The sequence below is a fragment of the Micromonospora sp. B11E3 genome (genome assembly GCF_039871625.1).
Taxonomy (GTDB): Bacteria; Actinomycetota; Actinomycetes; order Mycobacteriales; family Micromonosporaceae; genus Micromonospora.
The window spans coordinates 1-22,535 of the sequence record NZ_JBDPMC010000040.1; the positions used below are offsets into that span (position 1 = coordinate 1).

Annotated in this window: 20 protein-coding genes and 1 riboswitch; of the genes, 5 read left to right on the forward strand and 15 right to left on the reverse strand. The window is 75.4% G+C overall.

Annotation, left to right across the window (positions count from 1 at the left end; all coding sequences use genetic code 11):
- Positions 1 to 158: 158 nt before the first annotated feature.
- From ABGB16_RS20025 to ABGB16_RS20035, 3 genes are all read left to right on the forward strand, one after another.
- A complete protein-coding gene (locus ABGB16_RS20025) occupies positions 159 to 2,714 on the forward strand; it encodes a S8 family serine peptidase (protein WP_347669617.1) in 2,556 nt (851 codons plus the stop codon).
- A gap of 46 nt (positions 2,715 to 2,760) precedes the next feature.
- Complete coding sequence (locus ABGB16_RS20030; RefSeq protein WP_347669618.1) at positions 2,761 to 3,702, forward strand: GNAT family N-acetyltransferase; 942 nt, start codon at positions 2,761 to 2,763, stop codon at positions 3,700 to 3,702.
- A gap of 113 nt (positions 3,703 to 3,815) precedes the next feature.
- A complete protein-coding gene (locus ABGB16_RS20035) occupies positions 3,816 to 4,061 on the forward strand; it encodes a hypothetical protein (RefSeq protein WP_347669619.1) in 246 nt (81 codons plus the stop codon).
- Positions 4,062 to 4,168: 107 nt separating this feature from the next.
- Here ABGB16_RS20035 and groL read toward each other — a convergent pair whose 3' ends face one another.
- From groL to ABGB16_RS20050, 3 genes are all read right to left on the reverse strand, one after another.
- Positions 4,169 to 5,791, reverse strand: a complete 1,623-nt coding sequence (groL, locus tag ABGB16_RS20040; protein WP_088976320.1) for a chaperonin GroEL — start codon at positions 5,789 to 5,791, stop codon at positions 4,169 to 4,171.
- A 327-nt stretch (positions 5,792 to 6,118) separates the two neighbouring features.
- Complete coding sequence (locus ABGB16_RS20045) at positions 6,119 to 7,201, reverse strand: hypothetical protein (RefSeq protein WP_347669620.1); 1,083 nt, start codon at positions 7,199 to 7,201, stop codon at positions 6,119 to 6,121.
- A 152-nt stretch (positions 7,202 to 7,353) separates the two neighbouring features.
- Positions 7,354 to 7,557, reverse strand: coding sequence for a cold-shock protein (locus ABGB16_RS20050; RefSeq protein ID WP_007073263.1), 204 nt, complete (start codon positions 7,555 to 7,557; stop codon positions 7,354 to 7,356).
- 225 nt (positions 7,558 to 7,782) lie between these two features.
- Between ABGB16_RS20050 and ABGB16_RS20055 the strand changes: the two genes are divergently transcribed.
- Positions 7,783 to 8,454: a GNAT family N-acetyltransferase gene (locus ABGB16_RS20055; protein WP_347669621.1), complete on the forward strand. Its 672-nt coding sequence runs from the start codon at positions 7,783 to 7,785 to the stop codon at positions 8,452 to 8,454.
- Positions 8,455 to 8,548: 94 nt separating this feature from the next.
- On the opposite strand, the gene paaN is transcribed toward ABGB16_RS20055, so the two are convergent.
- The 6 genes from paaN to ABGB16_RS20085 all read right to left on the reverse strand — a co-directional run bounded on the left by paaN (position 8,549) and on the right by ABGB16_RS20085 (position 17,588).
- A complete protein-coding gene (gene paaN, locus ABGB16_RS20060; protein WP_347669622.1) occupies positions 8,549 to 10,222 on the reverse strand; it encodes a phenylacetic acid degradation protein PaaN in 1,674 nt (557 codons plus the stop codon).
- Between the two features lie 52 nt (positions 10,223 to 10,274).
- Positions 10,275 to 11,294 (reverse strand): GNAT family N-acetyltransferase, encoded by a 1,020-nt coding sequence (locus ABGB16_RS20065; RefSeq protein ID WP_347669623.1) that lies wholly within the window; start codon positions 11,292 to 11,294, stop codon positions 10,275 to 10,277.
- A gap of 413 nt (positions 11,295 to 11,707) precedes the next feature.
- Positions 11,708 to 12,994, reverse strand: a complete 1,287-nt coding sequence (gene thrC / locus ABGB16_RS20070; protein WP_347669624.1) for a threonine synthase — start codon at positions 12,992 to 12,994, stop codon at positions 11,708 to 11,710.
- A gap of 11 nt (positions 12,995 to 13,005) precedes the next feature.
- A riboswitch (SAM riboswitch) is annotated at positions 13,006 to 13,136 on the reverse strand.
- 159 nt (positions 13,137 to 13,295) lie between these two features.
- A complete protein-coding gene (locus tag ABGB16_RS20075; RefSeq protein ID WP_347669625.1) occupies positions 13,296 to 13,739 on the reverse strand; it encodes a DoxX family protein in 444 nt (147 codons plus the stop codon).
- Positions 13,740 to 13,845: 106 nt separating this feature from the next.
- Complete coding sequence (locus ABGB16_RS20080; protein ID WP_347669626.1) at positions 13,846 to 14,718, reverse strand: ABC transporter permease subunit; 873 nt, start codon at positions 14,716 to 14,718, stop codon at positions 13,846 to 13,848.
- Positions 14,718 to 17,588 carry an alpha/beta fold hydrolase gene (locus ABGB16_RS20085; protein ID WP_347669627.1) on the reverse strand — a complete coding sequence of 957 codons (2,871 nt, stop codon included), beginning with the start codon at positions 17,586 to 17,588 and terminating at the stop codon, positions 14,718 to 14,720. Before ABGB16_RS20085 ends, ABGB16_RS20080 begins: the two co-directional genes overlap by 1 nt.
- Positions 17,589 to 17,713: 125 nt before the next feature.
- On the opposite strand from ABGB16_RS20085, the gene ABGB16_RS20090 reads away from it, so the two are divergent.
- Entirely contained in the window at positions 17,714 to 19,990 is a 2,277-nt protein-coding gene (locus tag ABGB16_RS20090; RefSeq protein WP_347669628.1) for an AAA family ATPase, read from the forward strand.
- Between the two features lie 10 nt (positions 19,991 to 20,000).
- On the opposite strand, the gene ABGB16_RS20095 is transcribed toward ABGB16_RS20090, so the two are convergent.
- The 6 genes from ABGB16_RS20095 to ABGB16_RS20120 are packed head-to-tail and all read right to left on the reverse strand — an operon-like array spanning position 20,001 to position 22,534.
- The gene (locus tag ABGB16_RS20095) at positions 20,001 to 20,363 is read right to left on the reverse strand and encodes a gas vesicle protein K (protein WP_347669629.1); all 363 of its coding nucleotides are present in this window, start codon (positions 20,361 to 20,363) and stop codon (positions 20,001 to 20,003) included.
- The gene (locus tag ABGB16_RS20100) at positions 20,360 to 20,626 is read right to left on the reverse strand and encodes a gas vesicle protein (RefSeq protein ID WP_347669630.1); all 267 of its coding nucleotides are present in this window, start codon (positions 20,624 to 20,626) and stop codon (positions 20,360 to 20,362) included. The genes ABGB16_RS20095 and ABGB16_RS20100 overlap by 4 nt, the downstream gene beginning before the upstream one ends.
- Positions 20,623 to 21,483, reverse strand: coding sequence for a GvpL/GvpF family gas vesicle protein (locus ABGB16_RS20105; RefSeq protein ID WP_347669631.1), 861 nt, complete (start codon positions 21,481 to 21,483; stop codon positions 20,623 to 20,625). The genes ABGB16_RS20100 and ABGB16_RS20105 overlap by 4 nt, the downstream gene beginning before the upstream one ends.
- Positions 21,467 to 21,838: a gas vesicle protein GvpJ gene (gene gvpJ, locus ABGB16_RS20110; RefSeq protein ID WP_347669632.1), complete on the reverse strand. Its 372-nt coding sequence runs from the start codon at positions 21,836 to 21,838 to the stop codon at positions 21,467 to 21,469. The genes ABGB16_RS20105 and gvpJ overlap by 17 nt, the downstream gene beginning before the upstream one ends.
- Before the next feature lies 1 nt (position 21,839).
- Positions 21,840 to 22,184: a gas vesicle protein gene (locus ABGB16_RS20115; RefSeq protein WP_347669633.1), complete on the reverse strand. Its 345-nt coding sequence runs from the start codon at positions 22,182 to 22,184 to the stop codon at positions 21,840 to 21,842.
- A gap of 5 nt (positions 22,185 to 22,189) precedes the next feature.
- Entirely contained in the window at positions 22,190 to 22,534 is a 345-nt protein-coding gene (locus ABGB16_RS20120) for a gas vesicle protein GvpG (protein ID WP_347669634.1), read from the reverse strand.
- Between the last annotated feature and the right edge of the window lies 1 nt (position 22,535).

A 22,535-nucleotide genomic window follows, 5' to 3' on the forward strand; every position in this document is an offset into this window, starting at 1 on the left:
GTGGCAGCACGTGGAGCCGACCAGAAGACCCGCCAACACGGGCAGGCGGCTGTGAAACGTGAACCCGGCACGGCAGCCGCCGGTCAGACCGGGACCGTCCCACCGCAAGGCGGGACTACCAACCGTGAGCTCGCCAGAGCGCACTGAAAGGTAACGGAATGGAGGTCGGCCCCCCACCGCCGCCCGGTCGTCCCGTCCCGCCGCCCCCGCCGCCGCACCGCCCCGGTCCCTGGCCGGCGGTGGCGGCGACGCTGGTCGGCTGCTGGACGGTCGGGGTCACCGTCCCGACCGAACTGGTCGGCTGGCTGGCCGACCAGACCCGGCTGGCCACCGGGCTGGACCGGACAGTCTGGCTGTGGCCGGCGGTCGCGCTGCTGACCGTCGTGCTGGCCGGCGTCCCGGTGCTGCTGCTCGCCCTGCTGCCCCGCGCCGGGGCGGTCCGGGCCACCGGGCGGGCCTGGCTCGCCGGGCTGCTGGCCTTCGCGGCGCTCACCCTGCTGCGCGCGCTCCCGCCGGTGCACCACGAGGGCTACCTGGCCGCGCTGGCCCTGACCGCCGCGGTGCTCGCCGCCGTGCTCGGCCGGCTGCCGCGGAAGCGCCTCCCGGCGCCGCAGCGGGCCCTGGACGGGCCGACGCCGCCGTCCCCCGCCGGCGGGCCGCCGTTGGCCGCCGCGGACGGACCGCCGCCGTCCCCCGCGGACGGACCGCCGGTCGCCGCCGCCCGCGGCGTGGGCCGGGCGGGCGGGGCGTTCCGGCGGCCCGCCCCGGCGACCCTGCTGGCGGCGGCCGCCGGGCTGGCCACGCTGCTGCCCTGGGCGTGGGTCGGCGCGCTGGGCGGGCTGCTGGAGACCGTGCTCGCGGCGGCAGCGGCGGCGGCCGTCGGCGTCCTCGCGGGGGCGTTGCTCGACGCGCCGTTCTGGTCGTGCTTCGCGGTGGGCCGCCCGCCCCGGCCGGCCCGGCTGGTGCTGGTCGGCGGCCTGGTGGCCGGGGTGGCGCTGCTGCTGGTCGCGGCCGGGGTCGGCCAGTCCGGGACGCAACTGCCCGCGCTGCTGACCCTGCCGCCGCTCGGCTTCGCGCTGGCCGCGCTCCAGGCCCCGGCCGCCCGGGGGAACGGCCCGGCCGGCCCCGCCCCGGCACGCTGGCTGGTCGGGCTCGCGGCGTTCGGGCCGCTGGCCTTCGCCGACCCCGAGGAGATCACCCTCCTCCTGGCGGCGGACCGGGACGTCCCGTTCTGGGTGGCGGTCGCCGCCGTCGCCGGGCTGGCGGTGGCCGCGGTCCTGGCCGTCGCGTACGGCGTGCTGCTGGCCCGCCCGCGCGGCCGGACGCCGAGCCGACGGGTGGCGGCCGGGACGGCCGCGGTCCTGCTCGCCGGGGCGGCGGCGGTGTACGCCGTCCCCGGCCAACCCGGCCTGTACGGGGAGCGGCTGCTGGTGGTGCTGCGCGAGCAGGCCGACCTGAGCGGCGTGCCGGCCGGTGCGCCCGGCCGGGCGGGCCGCGACGCCAGGGCCCGGGAGGTCTACCGACGGCTGGTCGGGACGGCCGAGCGCACCCAGGCCGGCCTGCGCCGCGACCTGTCCCGGCTCGGGCTCGCCCCGAGGCCGTACTACCTGGTCAACGCGGTCGAGGTGGACGGCGGGCCGGGCGTGCGGGCGTGGCTGTCCCGCCGGCCCGAGGTGGCCCGGGTGCTGGTGAGCCAGCGGCTGCGCCCGCTCCCGGCGGCCGCCCCGACCACCCGCGGCGGGCAGCCCGCCCCGACGGGTCCGGCCTGGAACGTCTCGCTCGTCGGCGCCGACCGGGTCTGGTCGCAGCTGGGCGTGACCGGCGCCGGCGTCGTGGTCGGCAGCTCGGACTCCGGGGTGGACGGCCGGCACCCGGCGCTGGCCGACGGCTTCCGGGGCGGAAACGACTCCTGGTACGACCCGTGGTCGCACACCCGTACGCCCACCGACCGGGGCGGGCACGGCACCCACACGACGGGCAGCGCGGTCGGGCGCGGCGGCATCGGGGTGGCGCCGGGGGCGAGCTGGGTCGGCTGCGTCAACCTGGACCGCAACCTCGGCAGCCCGGCCCGCTACCTCGACTGCCTGCAGTTCATGCTGGCCCCGTTCCCCGCCGGCGGCGACCCCTTCACCGACGGACGCCCGGAGCGGGGCCCCCAGGTGCTGACCAACTCGTGGGGCTGCCCGCCGATCGAGGGCTGCGATCCGGGGGCGCTGCGGGCGGCGACGGCGGCGCTGGACGCGGCCGGCGTGTTCGTGGTGGCGGCGGCCGGCAACACCGGGCCGTACTGCGGGTCGATCGAGGACCCGCCGGCGACGTACCCGGAGGTGTTCACGGTCGGCGCCGTGGACCGGCAGCGCCGGGTCACCGAGTTCTCCAGCCGGGGGCCGGTCCCGGGGGCGGCGAAGCCGGACGTGGTCGCCCCGGGCGCGGGGGTGCTCTCCGCGATGCCGGGCGGCGGGTACGCCACCCTGGACGGCACCTCGATGGCGACGCCGCACGTCGCCGGGGTGGTGGCGCTGATGTGGTCGGCGAACCCGGCCCTGGTCGGGGACGTGGAACGCACCCGCCGCATCCTGCGCGAGACGGCCACCCCGGCCGAGCCGACGTACCGCTCCCGCAACCCGTCCGACGCCTGCGCCGGCGACGCCAACATCACCGGGGCGGGCGTCGTCGACGCGTACGCCGCCGTGCGCGCCGCCCGCGCCGGGTGAAAGGGCGGGTGTCCGCCCCGGCGGCGATGGCCTAGGGTCGGCGACCATGGACGCGGAGACGATCGTCGCCGAGCTGGCCGCGGACGCGCTGCCCGACGTGGTGGCCCTGTGCCGGCGCGCGCTGGACCTGCCCGAGGACGCGGCCGAGGCGGCGGCGATCGTCGACACCCTGCACACCCGCGCCTCGGCGGACCGGGCGGTGCTGGCGCTGGGCGCGTACCGGGGGGCGGAGCTGGTCGGGGTGCTGATCGGTTCGCTGGCCGCCCGGGAGCCGGCCGTCGGCCACGTCGACCTGGTCGCGGTGGCCCCGGAGCAGCGCCGCCGGGGCGTCGGCCGGGCGCTGCTCGCCCGGGCCGAGCGGGTCCTGGCGGAGCGGGGCGCGGTGGAGGTGCTGCTGGCCGGCAATCCGCCGTACTACGCCTGGCCGGGAATCGACGTGCGGTACACGCCGGCGATCTGCGCGGCGCTGGCGCTGGGCTACACGCAGGACCGGACGGCCCTGAACATGACGGCCGACCTGTCGTACGACGGGTCGCCGGCGCTGCGGACGACGGAGCCGGCGGTGCGGCGGCTGGCCGACCGGGGCGTCGCGGTGCGGCGCGCGGAGCCGGCGGACCTGCCGGCGCTGGCGGCGTTCGCCCGGTCCACGTTCGGCGGCGCCTGGGACGGGGAGCTGGCCGGCTCGGTGGGCCGGCCGGGCGCGGGGGCGCACCTGGCCGAACGCGACGGGCGCATCATCGGCTTCGCCGCCTACGGCTCGTCCCGGCCGACCTGGTTCGGGCCGATGGGCACCGCGCCCGAGGCGGAGGGCTCGGGGATCGGCGGGGTGCTGCTGCGCCGCTGCCTGCGTGACCAGCGGGACGAGGGGGCTGAATCTGCCCAGATCGGCTGGGTCGGGCCGGTGTCGTTCTATTCGGGCAGCGTGGGGGCTCGGATCGGGCGGGTCTTCTTCCTGTACCGCAAGCCGGTCGGGGCGGCCGTCGACTGACCGTTCGGGGACGGCGGGCACCCGGAGAGCGCAAAAAGGATATAGATCCGAATAGTCCCGTTCGGCCGCGTCGGCCATCGACGGCCCCTACCGTTCCGGTAGAGGAGGCAGTCATGACCACGGACGACGACCAGACCGACGACGTACAGCCCGTCACCTGGGCGCCGGTCGACGAGCTCCCGGGGCAACTACCGTTCGACCGGCTGGACTACGGCGACGCCGAGCAGTTGGCCGAGATGGCGGGAGCGGGCGCGCCGATGGCCGAGGAGCCACTGGCCCTGGTGGACGAGCCGATCCGCATCCAGCAGCCGTACGACCGGGCGCGGAAGCGACGCAACCAGCGTCCCCTGCCGACGTAGGCCCGCCCGGCGGCCCCGCCCGGGGGCGCGACCGCGACGGTACGGAGATGACGAAGGGGGCGGACCGCGTCAGCGGCCCGCCCCCTTCGGCGTTGGTGGAGCTGGACTCAGAAGTCCATGTCCCCGCCGCCCGGGCCAGCCGGGGCGGCCGGGGTCTTCTCCGGCTTGTCCGCGACGACGGCCTCGGTGGTGAGGAACAGCGCGGCGATCGACGAGGCGTTCTGCAGCGCCGAGCGGGTCACCTTGGCCGGGTCGATGATGCCCGCGGCCAGCAGGTCCACGTACTCGCCGTTGGCGGCGTTGAGGCCGTGGCCCGCCTCCAGGTTGCGGACGTGCTCGACGACGACGCCACCCTCCAGGCCGGCGTTGACGGCGATCTGCCGCAGCGGGGCGTCCAGCGCGATCTTGACGATCTGCGCGCCGGTCGCCTCGTCGCCGGTCAGGTCCAGCTTGTCGAAGGCGGTCTTGCCGGCCTGCACCAGCGCGACGCCACCACCCGGGACGATGCCCTCCTCGACGGCGGCCTTCGCGTTGCGCACCGCGTCCTCGATGCGGTGCTTGCGCTCCTTCAGCTCGACCTCGGTGGCCGCGCCGACCTTGATCACCGCAACACCGCCGGCCAGCTTGGCCAGGCGCTCCTGCAGCTTCTCGCGGTCGTAGTCGGAGTCGCTCTTCTCGATCTCGGCCCGGATCTGGTTGACCCGGCCCTGGATCTGCTCGGCGTCGCCGGCACCGTCGACGATGGTCGTCTCGTCCTTGGTCACCACGACCTTGCGGGCGCGGCCCAGCATGTCGAGGCCGACGGCGTCCAGCTTGAGGCCGACCTCCTCGCTGATGACCTGGCCACCGGTGAGGATGGCGATGTCGGCGAGCATGGCCTTGCGGCGGTCACCGAAGCCCGGCGCCTTGACGGCGACCGACTTGAAGGTGCCCCGGACCTTGTTGACGACCAGGGTCGCCAGGGCCTCGCCCTCGATGTCCTCGGCGATGATCAGCAGCGGCTTGCCGCTCTGCATGACCTTCTCGAGGATCGGGAGCAGGTCCTTCACGGACGAGATCTTGCTGTTGACGATCAGGAGGTACGGGTCGTCGAAGACGGCCTCCATACGCTCCGGGTCGGTCATGAAGTACGCGGAGATGTAGCCCTTGTCGAAGCGCATGCCCTCGGTGAGCTCCAGCTCCAGGCCGAAGGTGTTGCTCTCCTCGACGGTGATGACGCCTTCCTTGCCGACCTTGTCCATCGCCTCGGCGATGATCTCGCCGACGCTGGTGTCACCGGCCGAGATGGAGGCGGTGGAGGCGATCTGCTCCTTGGTCTCCACGTCCTTGGCGAGCTTGAGCAGCTCCTCCGAGACGCTGGCCACGGCGGCCTCGATGCCCCGCTTCAGGGCCATCGGGTTGGCGCCGGCGGCCACGTTGCGCAGGCCCTCGCGAACCAGGGCCTGGGCCAGGACGGTCGCCGTCGTCGTGCCGTCACCGGCGACGTCGTCGGTCTTCTTCGCGACCTCCTTGACCAGCTCGGCGCCGATCTTCTCGTACGGGTCCTCGAGCTCGATCTCCTTGGCGATGCTCACACCATCGTTGGTGATGGTGGGAGCGCCCCACTTCTTCTCGAGCACGACGTTGCGGCCCTTGGGGCCGAGGGTCACCTTCACGGCGTCGGCGAGCTGGTTCATGCCCCGCTCGAGGCCGCGGCGAGCCTCCTCGTCGAACGCGATCATCTTGGCCATACGGCGTTGTCCTCCTGGACACTCACGGGCCACCCGAGTGTTGTGTCCCGGATGGGCCGCCTGGTGTACGCACCTTGGGACGTCGCCACCTGGCGACGACGACGTCCTTCGGCCGGGCCGGATAGCCCGCGACGACCGGCCATGTGCCGCCCGGCGGTCACCCACCGGGAGGCCGTGGCCCCACCGCCCCGACCATTGGCACTCGCCGTACGCGAGTGCCAATGACTTGTTTAGCACTCTGCCCTGCCGAGTGCAAGCACGATGGGCCAGTCGGGCCGCTCCGGCGCGGCCCGACCAGCGCAACCGATCCGGGCGCCACGCTCACGGTCAGCCGAGTTCACCCGCCAGCCGGGCGGCCGTCACCGGAGCCTCGCACGCCCGCTGCTCGGCGTACGTCACGACGAGGCCGACAAGGTGGACCAGGCCGTACGGAAGCGTGATCACGGCGGCCACCACCGCGTACGCGACGTTCCACCCGCTGAAGCTGGCCGCGTCGGCGGGATCGCCGAGCAGCGCGCCCGCGACCTGCACCGGGGCCAGGACCAGCGAGAACACGGACGCCGCGAGCCCGACCAGCGCGATCCGCCCCAGCACCGGCCCGAGGCGGGCGTGGAACATCTCACGGGCCCGGCCCAGCGGGGCACCGCGCTCGAAGAGCAGCACCGGGCCGAACAGGCTCAGCGCGGCCATCGCGTACAGGCCCGGCAGGTAGCACAGGACCAACCCGACCACCACCAACAGGCCGTAGACCAGGGTCCAGCCCCACAGCGCCGGGGCGCGGCGCAGGCCGTACCGGAGGGCGGCGCCGACCGGGGCGGGCTCGCCGGCCGCCTGGCGCGCGACCACCCAGGTGCCGGCCGCCCAGCCGACCGCCTCGACGAGCGCGAGCAGACAGCTGAGGCCGAGCAGGGCCGCGAGGAAGACGCCGAAGTCGGCGAAGTACCCGTCGGGCAGCGCGGCGGGCGGCGCGCCCGGCGCCGTGGGTTCCGGCGGCAGCACGGGGTACAGGGGCACCACCGCGAGCAGCAACGCGAGCGTCGGCAGGGCGTGGGTGAGCAGCAGGATGGGCATGAGCTGCCGCCAACCGCGGCGCACGGCACCCGCGCAGCGCGAGAACCAGCCGCTCAGGCCCTGCCCGGGCGGTGTGACGAGCGGGTCTGCGGGGTCGTATCCGGGCGGCGGCCAGGGCGCGGCTCCCGGCGGCTGACCGGGCGGCACCGGGCCGGGGTGTGACGGGTACGCGGGCAGTCCGGCGTACGGGCCCGGACCGGTGGCCGGCTGGGGAGCCGTCCACGCGCCCGAGCCATCCGTCCGTTCGGGCACGGCCGGATCCCAGCTCGTGGTCTGGCCGAACTCGCCCGGGTCCCAGGACCCCGGGGCAGGCCGGTCGGGTACGGGCGGCTGCGACATGAGCCCTCCTCAGCGGCGACGCCGGAACGGCTCATGATCCTGCCTGGTCCCGCCCCGCATCCGCTGCCCCGTTTCAGGTGGACGGACGCGGCGGGCCCCCGGGAACGTGGTCGGGGCCCGCCACGTGCGCGGGCCCCGGAACCGGTCGAGGGTCAGGCGACGACGCGGACCCGCTCGGCCTGCGGGCCCTTCTGCCCCTGGGCGATCTCGAACTCCACCCGCTGCCCGTCGTCCAGCGCCTTGTAGCCGTCCATCTCGATGGCGGAGAAGTGTACGAATACGTCCTGACCGCCGTCGACGGCGATGAAGCCGTAGCCCTTCTCGGCGTTGAACCACTTCACGGTGCCCTGTGCCACGGTGCACTTCCTTAACGTCGCGCGGCCTTTCACAACCCTCGGGACACCGGCCCAACCGGCAGCCCCGGACCACCGTTTCCGGGGTCGACGACGACCACGAAATCAGTGACCGAAATCGCACGGTACACGAGCGGTGACAGCAGCGCACGATCCCAAAACGGCCAATATCGGACCGACCTCAACCCGGACCCGCATAGGCGTCCATCACTGCGGTAGGCATGCGGGATGACAGCAGCGCCAAGCCCGCAGGCCACCGGCCGCACCGCGCCGACCGCCACGGCGGTGACGGCCACCGTACGCCGGGTGACGCCGCAGGACACGGCCCGGATGCGCGCCTTGCGGCTGGAGATGCTCGCCGACGCGCCGCTGGCCTTCCTGGAGACCGTCGCCGACGCCGCGGCCCGACCGCACGCCGAGATCGCGGCCCGGGTGGCGTCGGTCGCCGCCGGCCCGCGCACCGCGCAGTTCGTCGCCGAGCCGCACGACGCCCCCGCCGGCCGCCCCACCGGCGACGCCAACCGGCCCATCGGCGAGGCCAACCGGCTCGGACGGGCCGGCCGGCCCGTCGGCGAGCCCGGCCGGCTCACCGGACGGGCCGGCCGGCTCGTCGGACACGCCGGCGGGACCGTCGCGCCGCACGACCCGGGGCTGACCGTCATCTACGCCGTCTACGTCACGCCGGCCTGGCGCGGCACCGGCCTGCTCGCCGACCTGATCGAGGCGGTGGCCGCCTGGTCCCGCGAGTGCGGGCGGCCGGAGCTGATGCTGGAGGTGGTGGTGGGCAACGACCGGGCCTGCCGGGCGTACCGGCGGCTGGGCTTCGTCGACACCGGGGTACGGGTGCCGCACCCGAAGTTCCCCACGCTGCGCGAGCTGCAGATGCGCCGCCCCGCCTGAGCGCGGGTCACGGCGCTGGCGGCCGAGGTCGCCGGAGCCCGGTCGACGCGTCGAGAGGCCCCCTCCCACCCGGAAGGGGGCCCTTCCGCACACCTCAGACGTGGCGGCGACTCTGGACGACGCGGAACCGGTTCGCGACGTACGCGCCGTCGGTCAGCGCCGCGTTCGCGGCCGGGTTGGCGCCGCTGCCGTGGAAGTCCGAGAACGCCGCCGACTGGTTGACGAAGACGCCGCCGGTCAGGTTGCAGGACAGGTGCACCCCGGCGTCGATCGCCGCCGCCTCGGCCGCGTCCAGCACCGCCTCGTCGGTCGAGTAGACGCCGGCCGTCAGCGCGCCCTTCTCCCCGACGGTCGCCCGCATGATCTCCAGGCTGTGCGCGGTGGAGTCGGTGGCGATGACGAACGAGATCGGCCCGAACCACTCCCGCGAGTAGACCGCCGTGTCGTCGGCGGTCAGCTTGACGATCGTCGGCGTCCGCACCACCGCGCCCGGGAACGCCGGGTGCTCGACCGTACGGGACTCCAGCAGCGTCTCGCCGACCTTGGTGACCTCGTCGAGGCGCTCCAGCACGCCGTCGTTGACGATCGCGCCGGTCAGTTCGACCCCACGGGCCGGGTCGGCGGTGAGCTTGCCGACCGCCGCGGCGATCCCGGCGGCCACCTCGTCGAAGCTCCGGTGCCCCTGGTCGGTCTCGATGCCGCCGGACGGGATCAGGATGTTCTGCGAGGTGGTGCACATCTGGCCGCTGTACAGCGTCAACGTGAAGCCGAGGTTGCGGCACATGCCGGCGAAGTCGTCGGTGGAGTCGATCACCACCGTGTTCAGGCCGGCCTTCTCCGTGTAGACGGCCGCCTGCCGGGCGTTGGCCTCCAGCCAGTCGCCGTACTCGGTGGAGCCGGTGAAGTCGACGATCCGCACGGCCGGGTGCAGCGCGAGCGTCGAGGCCAGCTTCTCGCCGGGGGCCTCGGCGGCGAGCAGCACCAGGTTGGGGTCGAAGCCCGCCTCGGCGAGCACCTCCCGGGCGTACCTCACCGTGATCGCCAGCGGCAGCACCGCGAGCGGGTGCGGCTTGACGACCACCGGATTGCCGGTGACCAGCGAGGCGAACAGGCCCGGGTACGAGTTCCAGGTCGGGAACGTGTTGCAGCCGATCACCAGCGCCACCCCGCGCGGCACCACGTGGAACGTCTTGGTCATCCGCAGCGGGTCGCCCTTGCCGGCGGCCTTCTCCCAGCCGGCCGTCCCCGGGTGCCGGGTCATCTCCGCGTACGCGTAGGCGATCGCCTCCAGCGCCCGGTCCAGCGCGTGCGCGCCGCCGGCCTGGAAGGCCATCACGAACGCCTGGCCGCTGGTGAACTGCACCGCGTTGGCCAGCTCGAAGACGTGCTTGTGCAGCCGCGCCAGGATCTCCAGACAGACCCCGGCCCGGGCCTGCGGGCCGGCGTCGCGCCAGGCCGGCAGGGCGGCCGAGGCGGCGGCCACCAGGTCGGCGGCGGCGGCGTGCGGGTAGCGCACGTTCAGCTCCAGCCCGAACGGGCTCGCCTCGGTGGCGACCCGGTCGCCCGAGCCCGGCTGGTCGAGGGGAAAGTCGCCGTTCAGGTACGCCTCGAAGGCGGCCTTGCCGTCGGCGGCGGCGGTCTCGCCGTACACCCGGGGGCTGGGCGACTCGGGGTAGGCGGACCAGTACCCGCGCTCCGTGATGGCGGTCAACGCACGGGTGAGGGTGTCGGCGTGCCTGTCGTACAGGGGGTGCGGGGTCTCCGTCATGCCCGCCATCATGCAACAGGAACCACCCCGATCAGTAGGGCCGTGTCACAACTCAGATCGTCAGCTGCCAGTCGGTCCAGCCGTCGACCGGGCGGAAGCCGAGGCGCTCGTTGATGCTGATCATGTGGGCGTTCGCCGCCGCGTTGAAGGTGTCGACGGCACGCAGCTCCGGCTCGTGGGCGAGCAGGTGGCGCAGGTTCTCGATCTTGACGAGCAGCCCGAGCCGGTGCCCCCGGTGGTCGGGGTCGACGATGGTGATCTGCTGGAACGCGTGCCACGGGGTGCTCGGGCCGACGTCGAGCAGCGTCCAGGCGACCAGCCGGCCGGACGCCACGTGCACCGCCCCCTGGTGGTAGCGGCGCCGCCCCCGGACGTCCAGCGCCCGCTCGGTCCCCCGCAGCCGCTCGACGTCGATGTTCTCCGGCTCCCACTCCAGGTCGCCCAGCGGCACGTCGGCCATCAGCCGGCCGTCGAGGTAGGCGACGTCCGCCGCGTACTCGGCGGGAGTGTGGCCGTACCAGCGGACGACCCGGTAGCCGGCGGCGCGGGACCGGGCGTCGGCCAGCAGGTCGTCGAGCGCGGCCCGGTCGAGGCGGGTCGGGTCGAGCCGGCGGCGGACCTCGGCCAGCGCGGGCAGCGCGCCCGTCGCGGCGGCGAACGCCCCACCGGCCCCGCCCCGCTCCGGGCCGCCGGGCAGGGCCGACACGGCCGGGGCGAACACCCGCTTGCGCCCCCGCTCGCGCAGCAGGCGCACGCAGTGGCCGAGCAGCGCCCGGCCGACGCCGCGCCTCCGGTGCGCCGGGTGCACGGCCAGGTCGAGGCTGGCGTTCTCGGTGTTGTCGAGCTGCGGCAGGTCGAGGCGGAGGTACCCGGCCGGCACCCCGTCGAGCCGGGCGAGCGCCGCCACGACCTCGGTGCCCGGCATCGGGTGCCGGATCGCGCCCTCGAACCGCCGCCGGCACACCGGCGGGAAGTCCGGCACGTCCGCCGCTTCGGCCGCCGCCCTGATCCGGTACGCCCCGTCGACCGCCGCCTGGTCGGCCGGGTCGATCGGCGCGATGTCGATACCCATGGCCCGAGAGTGGCCCGGAGAAGACGATCGGGCCAGCGAATTTCCTCGCTGGCCCGATCGGAGGTTGGTCGGGAGGGACGGTCGCACAACGCCTCCGGCGCTGGGTCGGATGACTTGAAAAGTCTCCGGCGAAACGCCCTCCCGCACGGAGCATCGTGCGCCCGTCCGGTTCCTGCCGTCAAGTCCTTACCGGCAGGTTTTTCACACCGAACGCGAAAAGCCCGTTACCCAACGGATCCGCCCTATCCCCCGTCCGGGCGATCCGTCCCCACCCGACCGACGGACACCGCTGCCCCGCCCCGCCCGAACCTCCCGCGATCTTGCAGTTACGGCCCGACATATGGCGCGAACACCCCGAAACGAGGGCCACAAGTGCAAGATCGCCGAGGTCGGGTGGGGGCGGGGTGGGTGGGTCAGCCGAGGAGGCCGGCGTCGCGGGCGGCGCGCAGGGACGGCCTGATCCGGTGGGTCGGGCCGACCTGGCCGGCGACCGCGTCGAGGGTCTTCAGGCCCTCGCCGGTATTGAACACCACCGTCTCCGCCGTCGGGTCGAGCCGGCCGGACTCGACCAGCTTGCGCAACACCGCCACGGTCACCCCGCCCGCCGTCTCGGCGAAGACGCCGGCCGTCCGGGCCAGCAGGCGGATGCCCGCGCGGATCTCGTCGTCGTCGGCGTACTCCATCCACCCGCCGGTGCGCCGGACGGCCTCCAGCGCGTACAGGCCGGCGGCCGGGTCGCCGATGTTCAGCGACTTGGCGATGCCGGTGGGCTTGACGGGGGTGATGGTGTCGCTGCCGGCGTGCAGGGCGGTGGCGATCGGGTTGCAGCCGGCGGACTGGGCGCCGAACACCTTCCAGCCGCCGGCAGGCGCCTCGACCAGACCGATCTCGACCAGCTCGCTGAACGCCTTGTCGACCTTCGTGAGCAGTTCCCCGCTGGCCATCGGGATGACCACCTGGGCCGGGATGCGCCAGCCGAGCTGCTCGGCCACCTCGTACCCGAGGGTCTTGGAGCCCTCGGCGTAGTACGGCCGGACGTTGACGTTGACGAACGCCGTGTCCTCGAACTCGTCGGTCTCCACCAGCTCGCCGCAGAGCCGGTTCACGTCGTCGTACGAACCGTCGATGGCGACCAGCTCGCCGCCGTAGACGGCGGTGGTGATCACCTTGCCCTGCTCCAGGTCGCTCGGAATGAACACGACGGACGGGACCCCGGCGCGGGCGGCGTGCGCGGCGACGGAGTTGGCCAGGTTGCCCGTGGACGCGCAGGCGAACCGGGTGAAGCCGAGCGCCCGGGCCGCGGTCAACGCCACCGAGACGACCCGGTCCTTGAACGAGTGGGTGGGGTTGGCGCTGTCGTCCTTGACCCAGAGCGGGGCGGTGATGCCCAGCTCGGCGGCCAGGTGCGGGGCGGCGACCAGCGGGGTCAGCCCCGGATCGAGGGTCACCCGGGCGGCCGGGTCCTGGCCGGCCGGGAGCAGGGCGGCGTACCGCCACAGGTTGCGGGGGCCGGCCTCGATCTGCTCGCGGGTGACGCGGGCCAGGGCGGCCGGGTCGTAGTCGACCTCCAGCGGGCCGAAACATTCGAAACAGGCGTGCTGCGCGGCGAGCGGGTAGCGGGCCTGACAGGCCCGGCAGACCAGGGCGCGGGCGGGGCTGGCGGTGGTGTCGATGCCGGACGCGGCGAGGGTCGACGTCATGTCGAGGAGTCCTCTCATCTTCCCCACACCGCACCCTGCGGCGGGGACGGAATTGGCACCTGCCCGCGCCGCTCGTCGTCGAGCGCGTGGGTGGTTGCCGGGGCGTCTTTGGGCCGTATCCCTCAGCCCCTCTGGATGAGGTATGCAGTTGTGCTGCCGAGTCTACGACGGTCCTCCCGGGCCGCCACCCGTTCTTCCCACCCTGTGAGCTGCGCCGCAGTGTCCGCACAACTTCAGGGAAGTAGTGGCCTCGTCGCCGGCTGAGACCACTACTTCCCGGAAGTTGTCGCCGCCCGGTGGGTCAGCGGGCGGGGGTGAGGGTGGGGGTGGGAGTGGCGGTCGAGGAGCGGCGGCGGCCGAGGACGCTGTCGAGCGCCCAGCCGCCCGGGCCGAGCACCGCGACGAGCACGAACGACCAGCAGAACAGCGCCGCGAGCTCGCCGCCGTTGCGCAGCGGCAGCAGCCCGTCCGGCTGGTGCACCACGAAGTACGCGTACGCCATGGAGCCGGAGGCGAGCAGCGCGGCGGGCCGGGTGAGGAGCCCGACCAGCACGAGCGCGCCGCAGACGGCCTGGATCAGCGCGGCCCACCAGCCCGGCCACTGGCCGACCGGCACCGCCTGCCCGGTGCCCCGCGCCCCGCCGAACAGGCCGAACAGCGACGACATCCCGTGGAGCAGGAACAACAGGCCGATCACCATGCGGAACAGGGACAGCACCGGCGGACCCAACCGATCGACTCTCATCCAACACCTCCAGAGTCAACAATTGACTACGCAAGGATGCTGGATTAATTCAGGAGAGTCGATAGCTTTCTCGTTAAAAAGTTGTTTCCACGGGGTGCCCGTACGGTCAGCTCGTGATGTCCTTGCGGGTGAACCGCCAGTACGCTAGCGACCAGAAGACGGTGGCGTAGCCGACCGCCGAGACGCAGCCGCGCACCACGTCGTCCGTCTGCACCGGCGTCGACAGCAGCCCCAACCAGGCGGTGCTGTAGTGGGTCGGCAGGAAGGCGCGCAGCGCACCGAGCGCGGTGATCTGGTCCAGGATGCTGGAGAGGATCCAGAGCAGCACCGCCCCGCCGACCGCTCCGAGCGCCGCGTCCGTGACCACCGACAGCAGGAACGCCAGCCCGGCCACCGCCAGCAGGACGACCGCCAGGTAGCCGAGCACCGCCAGCAGCCGCAGCAGCCCCTCGCCCGGCTCCAACTGTGCCGCGACCTGGCTGTGCAGCGGCTCCCAGCCGTACCGGAGGGTGCCGGCGGCCAGGGCGGTGCCGGCGAGCAGCACGAGCGCCAGCCCCGCGTACGCGAGCGCCACCAGCAGCTTCACCGTCAGCAGCCGGGCCCGGGGCACCGGCACGGCGAGCAGGTACCGCAGGCTCCCCCAGCTCGCCTCGCTGGCCACCGTGTCCCCGAAGAACAGCGCGACCACCACGACCAGCAGGAACGACGCCGACACCAGCAGCGAGAACAGGGTGAAGTTCAGCCCGCCCGAGGTGGCCAGCTCGGACATGCTGGAGAACTCGCCCCGGCCGCCCCGGTCGTCCTCCCCGGAGTCGAACTGGAACGCGACCAGGATGATCAGCGGCAGCAGCACCATGAACCCGAGCGCGAGCTGGGTACGCCGCCGGGACGCCTGCCGGCGGAACTCCGCCCCGAACGGCAGCGTGGCCGACGGGCGGTAGCCGGCCGCCGCGCCCACCGTGGAAGACGACTGCGCCATCACCGGTCCCCGCTTCCCCGAGAGTTCTCGCCCACCAGGGCGAGGAACGCGTCCTCCAGGCGGCGCCGCGGCACCACCCGGTCCACCCCGATCCCGGCCCGGACCAGCTCGGCCACCACCTCGCTGCGCGCGGTGCCGTTGGTGTCCACCACCAGGTGCCCGTCGGAGTCGGGCAGCACCCGGACCCCGTCGAGCCGGTCCAGCACGGTCCGCGCCGCGTCCGGGTCGGTCACGTCGAACAGCACACTCGGCGACTCGCCCACGATCTCCTCCACCGGGCCGGACGCCACGATCCGCCCCTTGTTGACCACCACGGCGTGGGTGCAGGTCTGCTCCACCTCGGCGAGCAGGTGGCTGGAGACCAGCACCGCCCGGCCGTCGGTGGCGTAGCGCTGGAGCACCCGGCGCATCTCGGCGATCTGCGGCGGGTCCAGCCCGTCCGTCGGCTCGTCCAGCACCAGCAGCTCGGGCAGGCCGAGCATGGCCTGGGCGATGGCCAGCCGCTGCCGCATCCCGTGGCTGTACTTGCGCGTCCTGCGGTGCACCGAGTCGCCCAGCCCGGCGATCTCCAGCGCCTCGTCGAAGTGCGCGTCCTCCCACGGCCTGCCGGTGGCCCGCCAGTACGCCCTCAGGTTGTCCAGCCCGGACAGGTGCGGCAGGAAGCCGGGCCCCTCGACGAGCGCGCCGATCCGGGACAGCACCGGCGAGCCGGGCACCAGCCGCCGGCCGAAGACGTAGATCTCCCCCGCCGTCGGCTGCGTCAGCCCCATCAGCACCCGCAGCGTGGTGGTCTTGCCCGCGCCGTTCGGCCCGAGCAGGCCGACCACCTGGCCGGGGTGCACCTCGAAGTCGACGTTCGACACGGCGACGAAGCCGTCCGCGTACTCCTTGCGGAGCTGCCGGACGGCCAGCGGGGTGTCCGCGTACGCGGGATGCACCGAGCTGTCCTGGCGGCGGTGCCGGCGGCGGACGACCAGGAGGACCACGGCGAGCCCGACCGCGATCGCGGCGAGCAGCCCGGCGAGCACCCAGCGCCAGACGGCGGCCGTGGTGGGGATCGGCTCGCCGGCCACCGTGGGCAGCACGACCGGGCCGTCACCGGCCGCGACCGTGTAGACGGTCGGCTCGACCGGCGTGGCGTACGCCTGGTCGGAGCTGGCCACCACCACCCGCAGCCGGTGCCCGGCCTCGATCCGGCGGACGATCGCCGGCAGGGTGACCGTCACCGGCGCCGCGGCGCCGACCTCCGCCGGCAGGCCGGTCAGCCGGACCGGGGCGACCAGCCCGTTCGGCAGGGTCGCGGCGCCGGACGGGTCGACGTCGTAGAGCTTCACGAAGAGCACCGCCTCGCCGGTGGGCGACGCGGCCCGCAGCGAGACCGTCGGCGCGCCGGCCACGTCGACCGCCTCGGTCAGCGGCGCGGACTCGAACCGGGCGTGCTGGCCGGGGATGTCGCCGGCCACGCCGTCGAGCAGCGAGCCGAGCGCGCCCGCGAACGGCACCGCCGAGATGGCCGCCGGGTTGCCGTTCGGCGGGTTCGCGACCGGCTGGGCCGGGCCGGCCACTGCGACCTGGCGGCGGTCGTCGCCGGTGAGGCCAGGGTAGTCGCGGGTGCGGTAGCCGGTGGCGACCAGGCCGCGGTCGAGGGCGTCGAAACCGGCGATCCGGGAGTACGTGAAGTCCCCGCCCGGCGGGGCCCCCTCGCCCTTGACGTGGTGGTCGAGCCACTGGGCGGTCAGGAACCGCACCCGGTCGGAGTCGTTGGCCGGCCCGTCGCCGCCGTCGTGGCCGCCGGTGAACCAGGCCACCCGGACCGGGGTGCCGCCCGCCGCGATGCCCCGGGCGTTGGCGTCGGCCTCGCTCAGCGGGAAGAGGGTGTCCGCCTCGCCCTGCACGAGCAGGGTGGGCGCCTTGATCCGGTCGAGGACGCCGGCCGGGCTGGACCGGCGCAGCAGGTCCAGCGCCGCCTGGTCGGCCCGGCCGGTGGTGGCGATCCGCAGGTACGCGGCGCAGACGTCGGCGGCGAACCGGCCGCAGGACGGGTCGGCCGCGCCGGTCGGGACGCGCCCCGACCGGGTGCCCGGCCCCGCGCCCGGCCCGGGGCTCGGCGGGCCGGCGGACGCGGGGGCGCCCTCCAGCTGGGCGGCCGAGTTGCCGGAGAGGCCGGCCGGACCCGAGCCGGCGTTGCCGCCGCCGCCGAAGAAGATGCCGGCCCAGCCCTTCTTGAACACGCCCTCCGTGGCCGGCTTCCCGGTGCTCTCCGGCAGGAACGCGCGGGACAGGTCGTTCCAGGTGATCATCGGGACGATCGCGTCGACCCGCCGGTCCTGGGCGGCGAGCAGCAGCGCCAGGCCGCCGCCGTACGAGCCGCCGACCACGCCCACCCGGGGGTCGCCGCCGGTGTCCGTACGCACCTCGGGGCGGGCGGCCAGCCAGTCCAGCAGCCGCTGGGCGTCCCGGACCTCGTGGTCGGGGCTGTCGAGGTGGATCTGGCCGCCGCTGCGGCCGAAGCCGCGCGCCGTCCAGGTGAGCACCGCGTACCCCCGGGCGGCCAGGTCCTCCGCGTCGGAGCGGACCGAGTCCTTGGTGCCGCCGAAGCCGTGCGCGAGCAGCACCGCCGGCACCCGGTGACCGGCCGAGGCGCCGTCCGGCAGGTAGAACGTGGTGTCCAGATCGACCGGCTCGTCGCCGGCGGGCCCGGAGCGCACGGTGACCAGGGCGGACTCGGTGCGGAAGCCGGTCCGCTCCGGCCGGGTCGCCCACAGCGCGGCGGCGGCCACCAACGCCACCACCACCGCCCCGGCGACGATCCGGCGGCGGCGGGTGGCCAGGGTCCGCCGGACCCGCGCGGCCGTCAACGGCGATCTCATGCGGCAACGGTACGGGCCCGTTCCTGAGCGTTGGCTGAGATCCGTTGCCTTTCAGTGCGCCCAGCGTCGGCGATGTGCCTGGCGAGTCGCCGGTTGGCGAGCATGCCGCGGCTACCCTCGGGCGGGTGGCCGAGCCCGAGCTGACCCTGACCGCCAGCCTGCGACCGGCCGCGCTGGACGCCCGGCGCGGCGTGGTGCGGCTGCACCCGGAGGTGCTGACCGCCCTGGCGCTGCGCCCCGGCGACCCGGTCCGGCTGACCGGCCGGCGGGTGACGGCCGGGATCGTCGCGCCGGCCGCGGCGACCGCGAGCACCGCCCTCCTCTACGCCGACGACCTGCTGCTGGGCAACCTGGGCGTCCGCGACGGTGGGCAGGTGACGGTACGTCGCGCGCCGGTGACCGCGGCGCGGCGGGTGACGCTGACCGGGCCGGTGCCGGTGGTCGCCGCGGTCTCCCCGGAGATGCTCCGGCTCGCGCTGCTCGGCAAGGTGGTCACGGCCGGGGACGACGTCTCCCTGCTGCCCCAGGACGTCCTGCCGGACCCCTCGGCACGCACCCTCGTCGAGGGCGCCCGGCGCAGCCTTTCCGGCACCGTCGGGTACGCCTGGACGAGCACCCTGCTCACCGTGGCCGCCGCCGAGCCGGCGGTCGGCGCGCTGGTCACCATGGACACCGTCGTGGGCTGGGAGCACGGGCCGGTCACCCGCAGCGGCGGCCCGCCGGACACGGCCCGGGCGCCGTCGCCCGCGGCCGGGGTCACCGGGCCCCACGGCGCGCCGGCCGGGGCCGGGCTGGACGGACGCGACGCCGCCGCGCCGGAGCCGGAGGGGCCCGACGGCGCGCCGACCGTGGACGAGCTGCCCGGGCTGCGGGCCCAGGCCGAGGAGCTGACCGAGCTGCTCGACCTCGGGTTCCACCACCGCGACGTGCTGGACCGGCTCGGCACCGGCGTGTCGCTCGGGGTGCTGGTCGCCGGGCCGGCCGGGTCGGGCAAGTCCGCCCTGGCCCGGGCGGTCGCGGCCCGGGTGGGTGCCGGCCTCCGCCCGCTGTGGGCGCCCGAGCTGGCCGCGCTCACCGACGACGCGGCGGCGCGGCGGCTGCGGGCCGCGGCCGAGGCCGTACGCGCCGACGGCCCGGCGGTGCTGCTGGTCACCGACGTGGAGGCGGTGGCCCCCGCCGAGCGCCCCGGCCCGCTGGCCACCGTGTTCCGCCAGGTGGTCGCCGAGACCGTCCGGGCCGGGGCGGCGGTGGTCTGCACGACCAGTCGCCCCGAGCAGGTCGACCCGGCGCTGCGCGGGCCGGACCTGCTCTCGCTGCGGATCACCGTCCCGCTGCCCGACCAGGCCCTGCGCCGGGAGCAGTTGGCGGCGCTGACCCGGCAGGTGCCGCTGGCCGGCGACGTCCGGCTCGACGAGGTGGCCGGCCGTACGCCGGGGTTCGTCGCCGCCGACCTGGCCGCGCTCGTCCGGGAGGCCGGGGTGCGGGCGGCGCTGCGGCAGAAGGCGGCCGAGGCGCCGACGGTGGCGATGGCCGACTTCGCGGCCGCCCTGGAGGTGGTCCGGCCGACCAGCATGGCGGCATCCACGCTGGAGTTGGCCGACGTCACCCTCGACGACGTCGGGGACATGGCGGAGGTGAAGGAGACGCTGACCGAGTCGGTGCTCTGGCCGCTGACCTACCCGGACACCTTCGCCCGGCTCGGGGTGCGCCCGCCGCGCGGGGTGCTGCTGTACGGGCCGCCCGGCTGCGGCAAGACGTACCTGGTCACGGCGCTGGCCGGATCCGGGCGGGCGAACGTGCTCTCGGTGAAGGGCGCGGAGCTGCTGTCGAAGTGGGTCGGCGAGAGCGAGCGGGCGGTCCGGGAGCTGTTCCGCCGCGCCCGGGAGGCCGCGCCCACGCTGGTCTTCCTCGACGAGGTCGACGCGCTCGCCCCGGTACGCGGCCAGGCCAGCGACGGCGGCACCACGGACCGGGTGGTGGCCGCCCTGCTCACCGAGCTGGACGGGGTGGAGGCGCTGCGCAACGTCGTGGTGGTCGGCGCGACGAACCGGCCCGACCTGGTGGACCCGGCGCTGCTGCGCCCCGGCCGGCTGGAGCGGCTGGTCTACGTGCCGCCGCCGGACGGGGCGGCCCGGGCGGAGATCCTGCGGGCCGCCGCCCGGAACGTCCCGCTGGCGCCGGACGTCGACCTGGCCGCCCTCGGCGACGGGCTGGACGGCTTCTCGGCGGCGGACTGCGCGGCGCTGGTCCGGGAGGCGGCGCTCGCCGCGATGCGCGAGTCGCTGAGCGCGTCCACGGTCACCGCCGCGCACGTCGCGGCGGCCCGGCGCCGGGTCCGCCCGTCGCTCGGCCCCGCCCAGGTGGCGTGGCTGGCCGCGTACGCGCAGGCCCGCGCGACCTGACCGGCCCCGCCTACAGCAGCGGGCCCAGCGGGCCGAGGTCGAGGTTGAGGTCCTCCGGGGCGAGGCCGAAATGCTCCCGCAGCGCCGTCATCTGCTCCTCCAGCGCCATCAGCGTGACGCCGATCCGCTCCACCTGCTCCTCGGTGAGGTCGCCGACGTCGACCCGGCGCAGCGCCTGGCGCTCCATCAGCTGACGCAGCAGCTCGATCACGGTGAGCACGAGGCTGGCCAGCCCCCGCTCGACGGAGTCCCGGTCCACCGCGAGCCGCCGGTCCAGCGGTCGTACCCGGGGGGCCCGCCAGTCCGGCTCGCCCAGCGCGGCGGCCAGCTCGGCCGCCTCGTCCCGCCGGCCCTGCGGGATCGGCCCGGTCATGCCCCGCCCTGCCCGCCGCCGGCGACGGGGCCCTCCGGGCCGGGTCCGACCGCCTCCCGCAGCTCGGGCGGGGTGAGCGCGCCGACCGAGGCGATCAGCGCCCGCAGCGAGATCCGGACCAGGTCGACCCCGGCGATGGCCAGGGTGATGTCCCCGGTGACCACCACGCCGGCGGCGAGCACCCGGTCGAGCAGGTCGACCAGCGCCACCGGCCGGTACGCCAGCGGATCGTCGGCGCTGCTCGGGGCGAGGGTCGTGGTCACCGCGCCGCCTCCCGGAGGGTCCGCGCCGGCTCCGGCGGGCGTTCCTCCGCGAACGAGTACGCCGGCCAGGGGCCGGTCAGCTCCAGGCGCACCTCCGGGTGGCGGCCGGCGAGGGCGGCGACCAGCGCCGTGAAGCCGCTCAGCGCGGCGGTGTCCACCAGGTACGCCCCGTTGAGCACCATCGCGGTGGGCGCCCCGGAGAGCCGCCGGTCCTGGGGGGCGTGCCGGTGGGCGGCCACGGCGTACCCGGCGAGGGCCTCGTGCACCGTCGCGGCGGCCTCGGCGGCGGCCCGCTGCCCCTCGTCCCGGGCGGTCAGCTCCGCCCGGCGCCGCCGCAGGTACGCCGCCCCGGCCCCGCCGACGGCCGTACCACCCCGGGCGCCACCGGAGGCGGCCCGGGCGGCGGCGTCCGGACCGACGTACCCCTTGACGCCCCACTCGGTGCGGTCGGTGAGCCGGTCGAGGGTCGCGGCCAGCCCGGCCGCGCGCTCGGCGAGCAGCCGGGCGACGCCGTCGGAGTCGTGGTAGACGGTGGCGAGCCGGGTCGGCACCACCGCGCCGGCCCGGGACAGCGCGGCCACCACCTCGTGGTGCGTCCGCGCGGCCCGCTCCAGCCAGGCCAGGTCCTCCAGGTTCCGGCGCAGCGGCTCCTCGCCGTACTCGGCCAGCGGCGCGGCGCTGACCACGGCGACCAGACCCGCGCCCGGTACGGCGCGCACCGGGCCGCCGTCCATCCCGGTGATGCCGGCCAGCACGGCCGGCCCGGCCGACCGCACCACCCCGTGCAGCCAGCACCCGACGGCCGCCCCGGGGGCGGCCGGACGGGCTCCGGTCGGCGGTTCAGCCGTCGCACTCATCCCAGTCCTCCCTCTCCGCGGCCCGCCGCGCGACCCGGGGCCGCCGGCTCGCCTCCACCTCCTCCGGGTCCCGGGGCCCCGCCTCGACCGGCGGCCGGGCCCGCGAGCTGAGCCAGGGGTCGTGCTCCCACCAGTCGATGCCGATCTGGCGCGCGGTGTCGACGGAGGCGACGACCAGGCGCAGCTTCAGGGTCAGCAGCTCGATGTCGAGCAGGCTGACCCGGATGTCGCCGGCGATCACGATGCCCCGGTCCAGGACCCGTTCGAGGATGTCGCCGAGGTTCGCCGGCTCGTGACCGGCCGGCAGCACCTGACCGGAGTTCTGCACGACGGACGGCACGCGCCCACTGGTCATCTCAGCCCACCTCCCCCTTCCCGCGCTGGTAGCGGCGCACCCGCCGGTACCCGAGCAGCTCGCCGTCGACGTCGAGGTCCACCTCGTACAGGCCGAGCAGGTCGGTCGAGGCGGGGACGCGGTGGTCCTCGACCACCTCGACGCCCACCCGCCAGCCGTCCGACGTGGCCTCCAGCGAGGTGGTGCCCTGCACGTCCCGGCCGGTCAGCGCGGCGATCATGCGCAGCCCCTCGCGGGCCGCCTCGACGGCCGACAGCGGTTCGACGTACTCCGCCTCGTCGTCGTACCGGTCGTCGTCCGGCTCCGCCGGGCCGCGCCGGCGTTCCCGGTCCCGCCCCTGGGTCATCCCGCTCACCTCCCTCGCCGGGTCCGCCGCCCGCCGTTCCCGGTGGGCCGCCGCACGACGGGGGCGGCGGTGCCCCGCCGCCCGCCGTCGCCGGCCCCGCGCCGCTCACCGGCGGGTGCCGGGTGGTCCGCGCCGGTGAGCCGGTCGAGGACCTCCGCCTGGGCCCGGTCCCGCTCCGACTCGGTGATCTCGCCGGCCGCCGCGGCCCGGTCCAGCTCCTCCAGCTCGCGGCGGATGTTCGCCGGGTTCCGCTGCCGGGACTCGGCCTCCCGGGCGATCACCTTCACCACCGCGGTCACCCCGCGCACCGGGGCGTACGGAAGGGTCAGCAGCGTCCACAGGATGTCCACG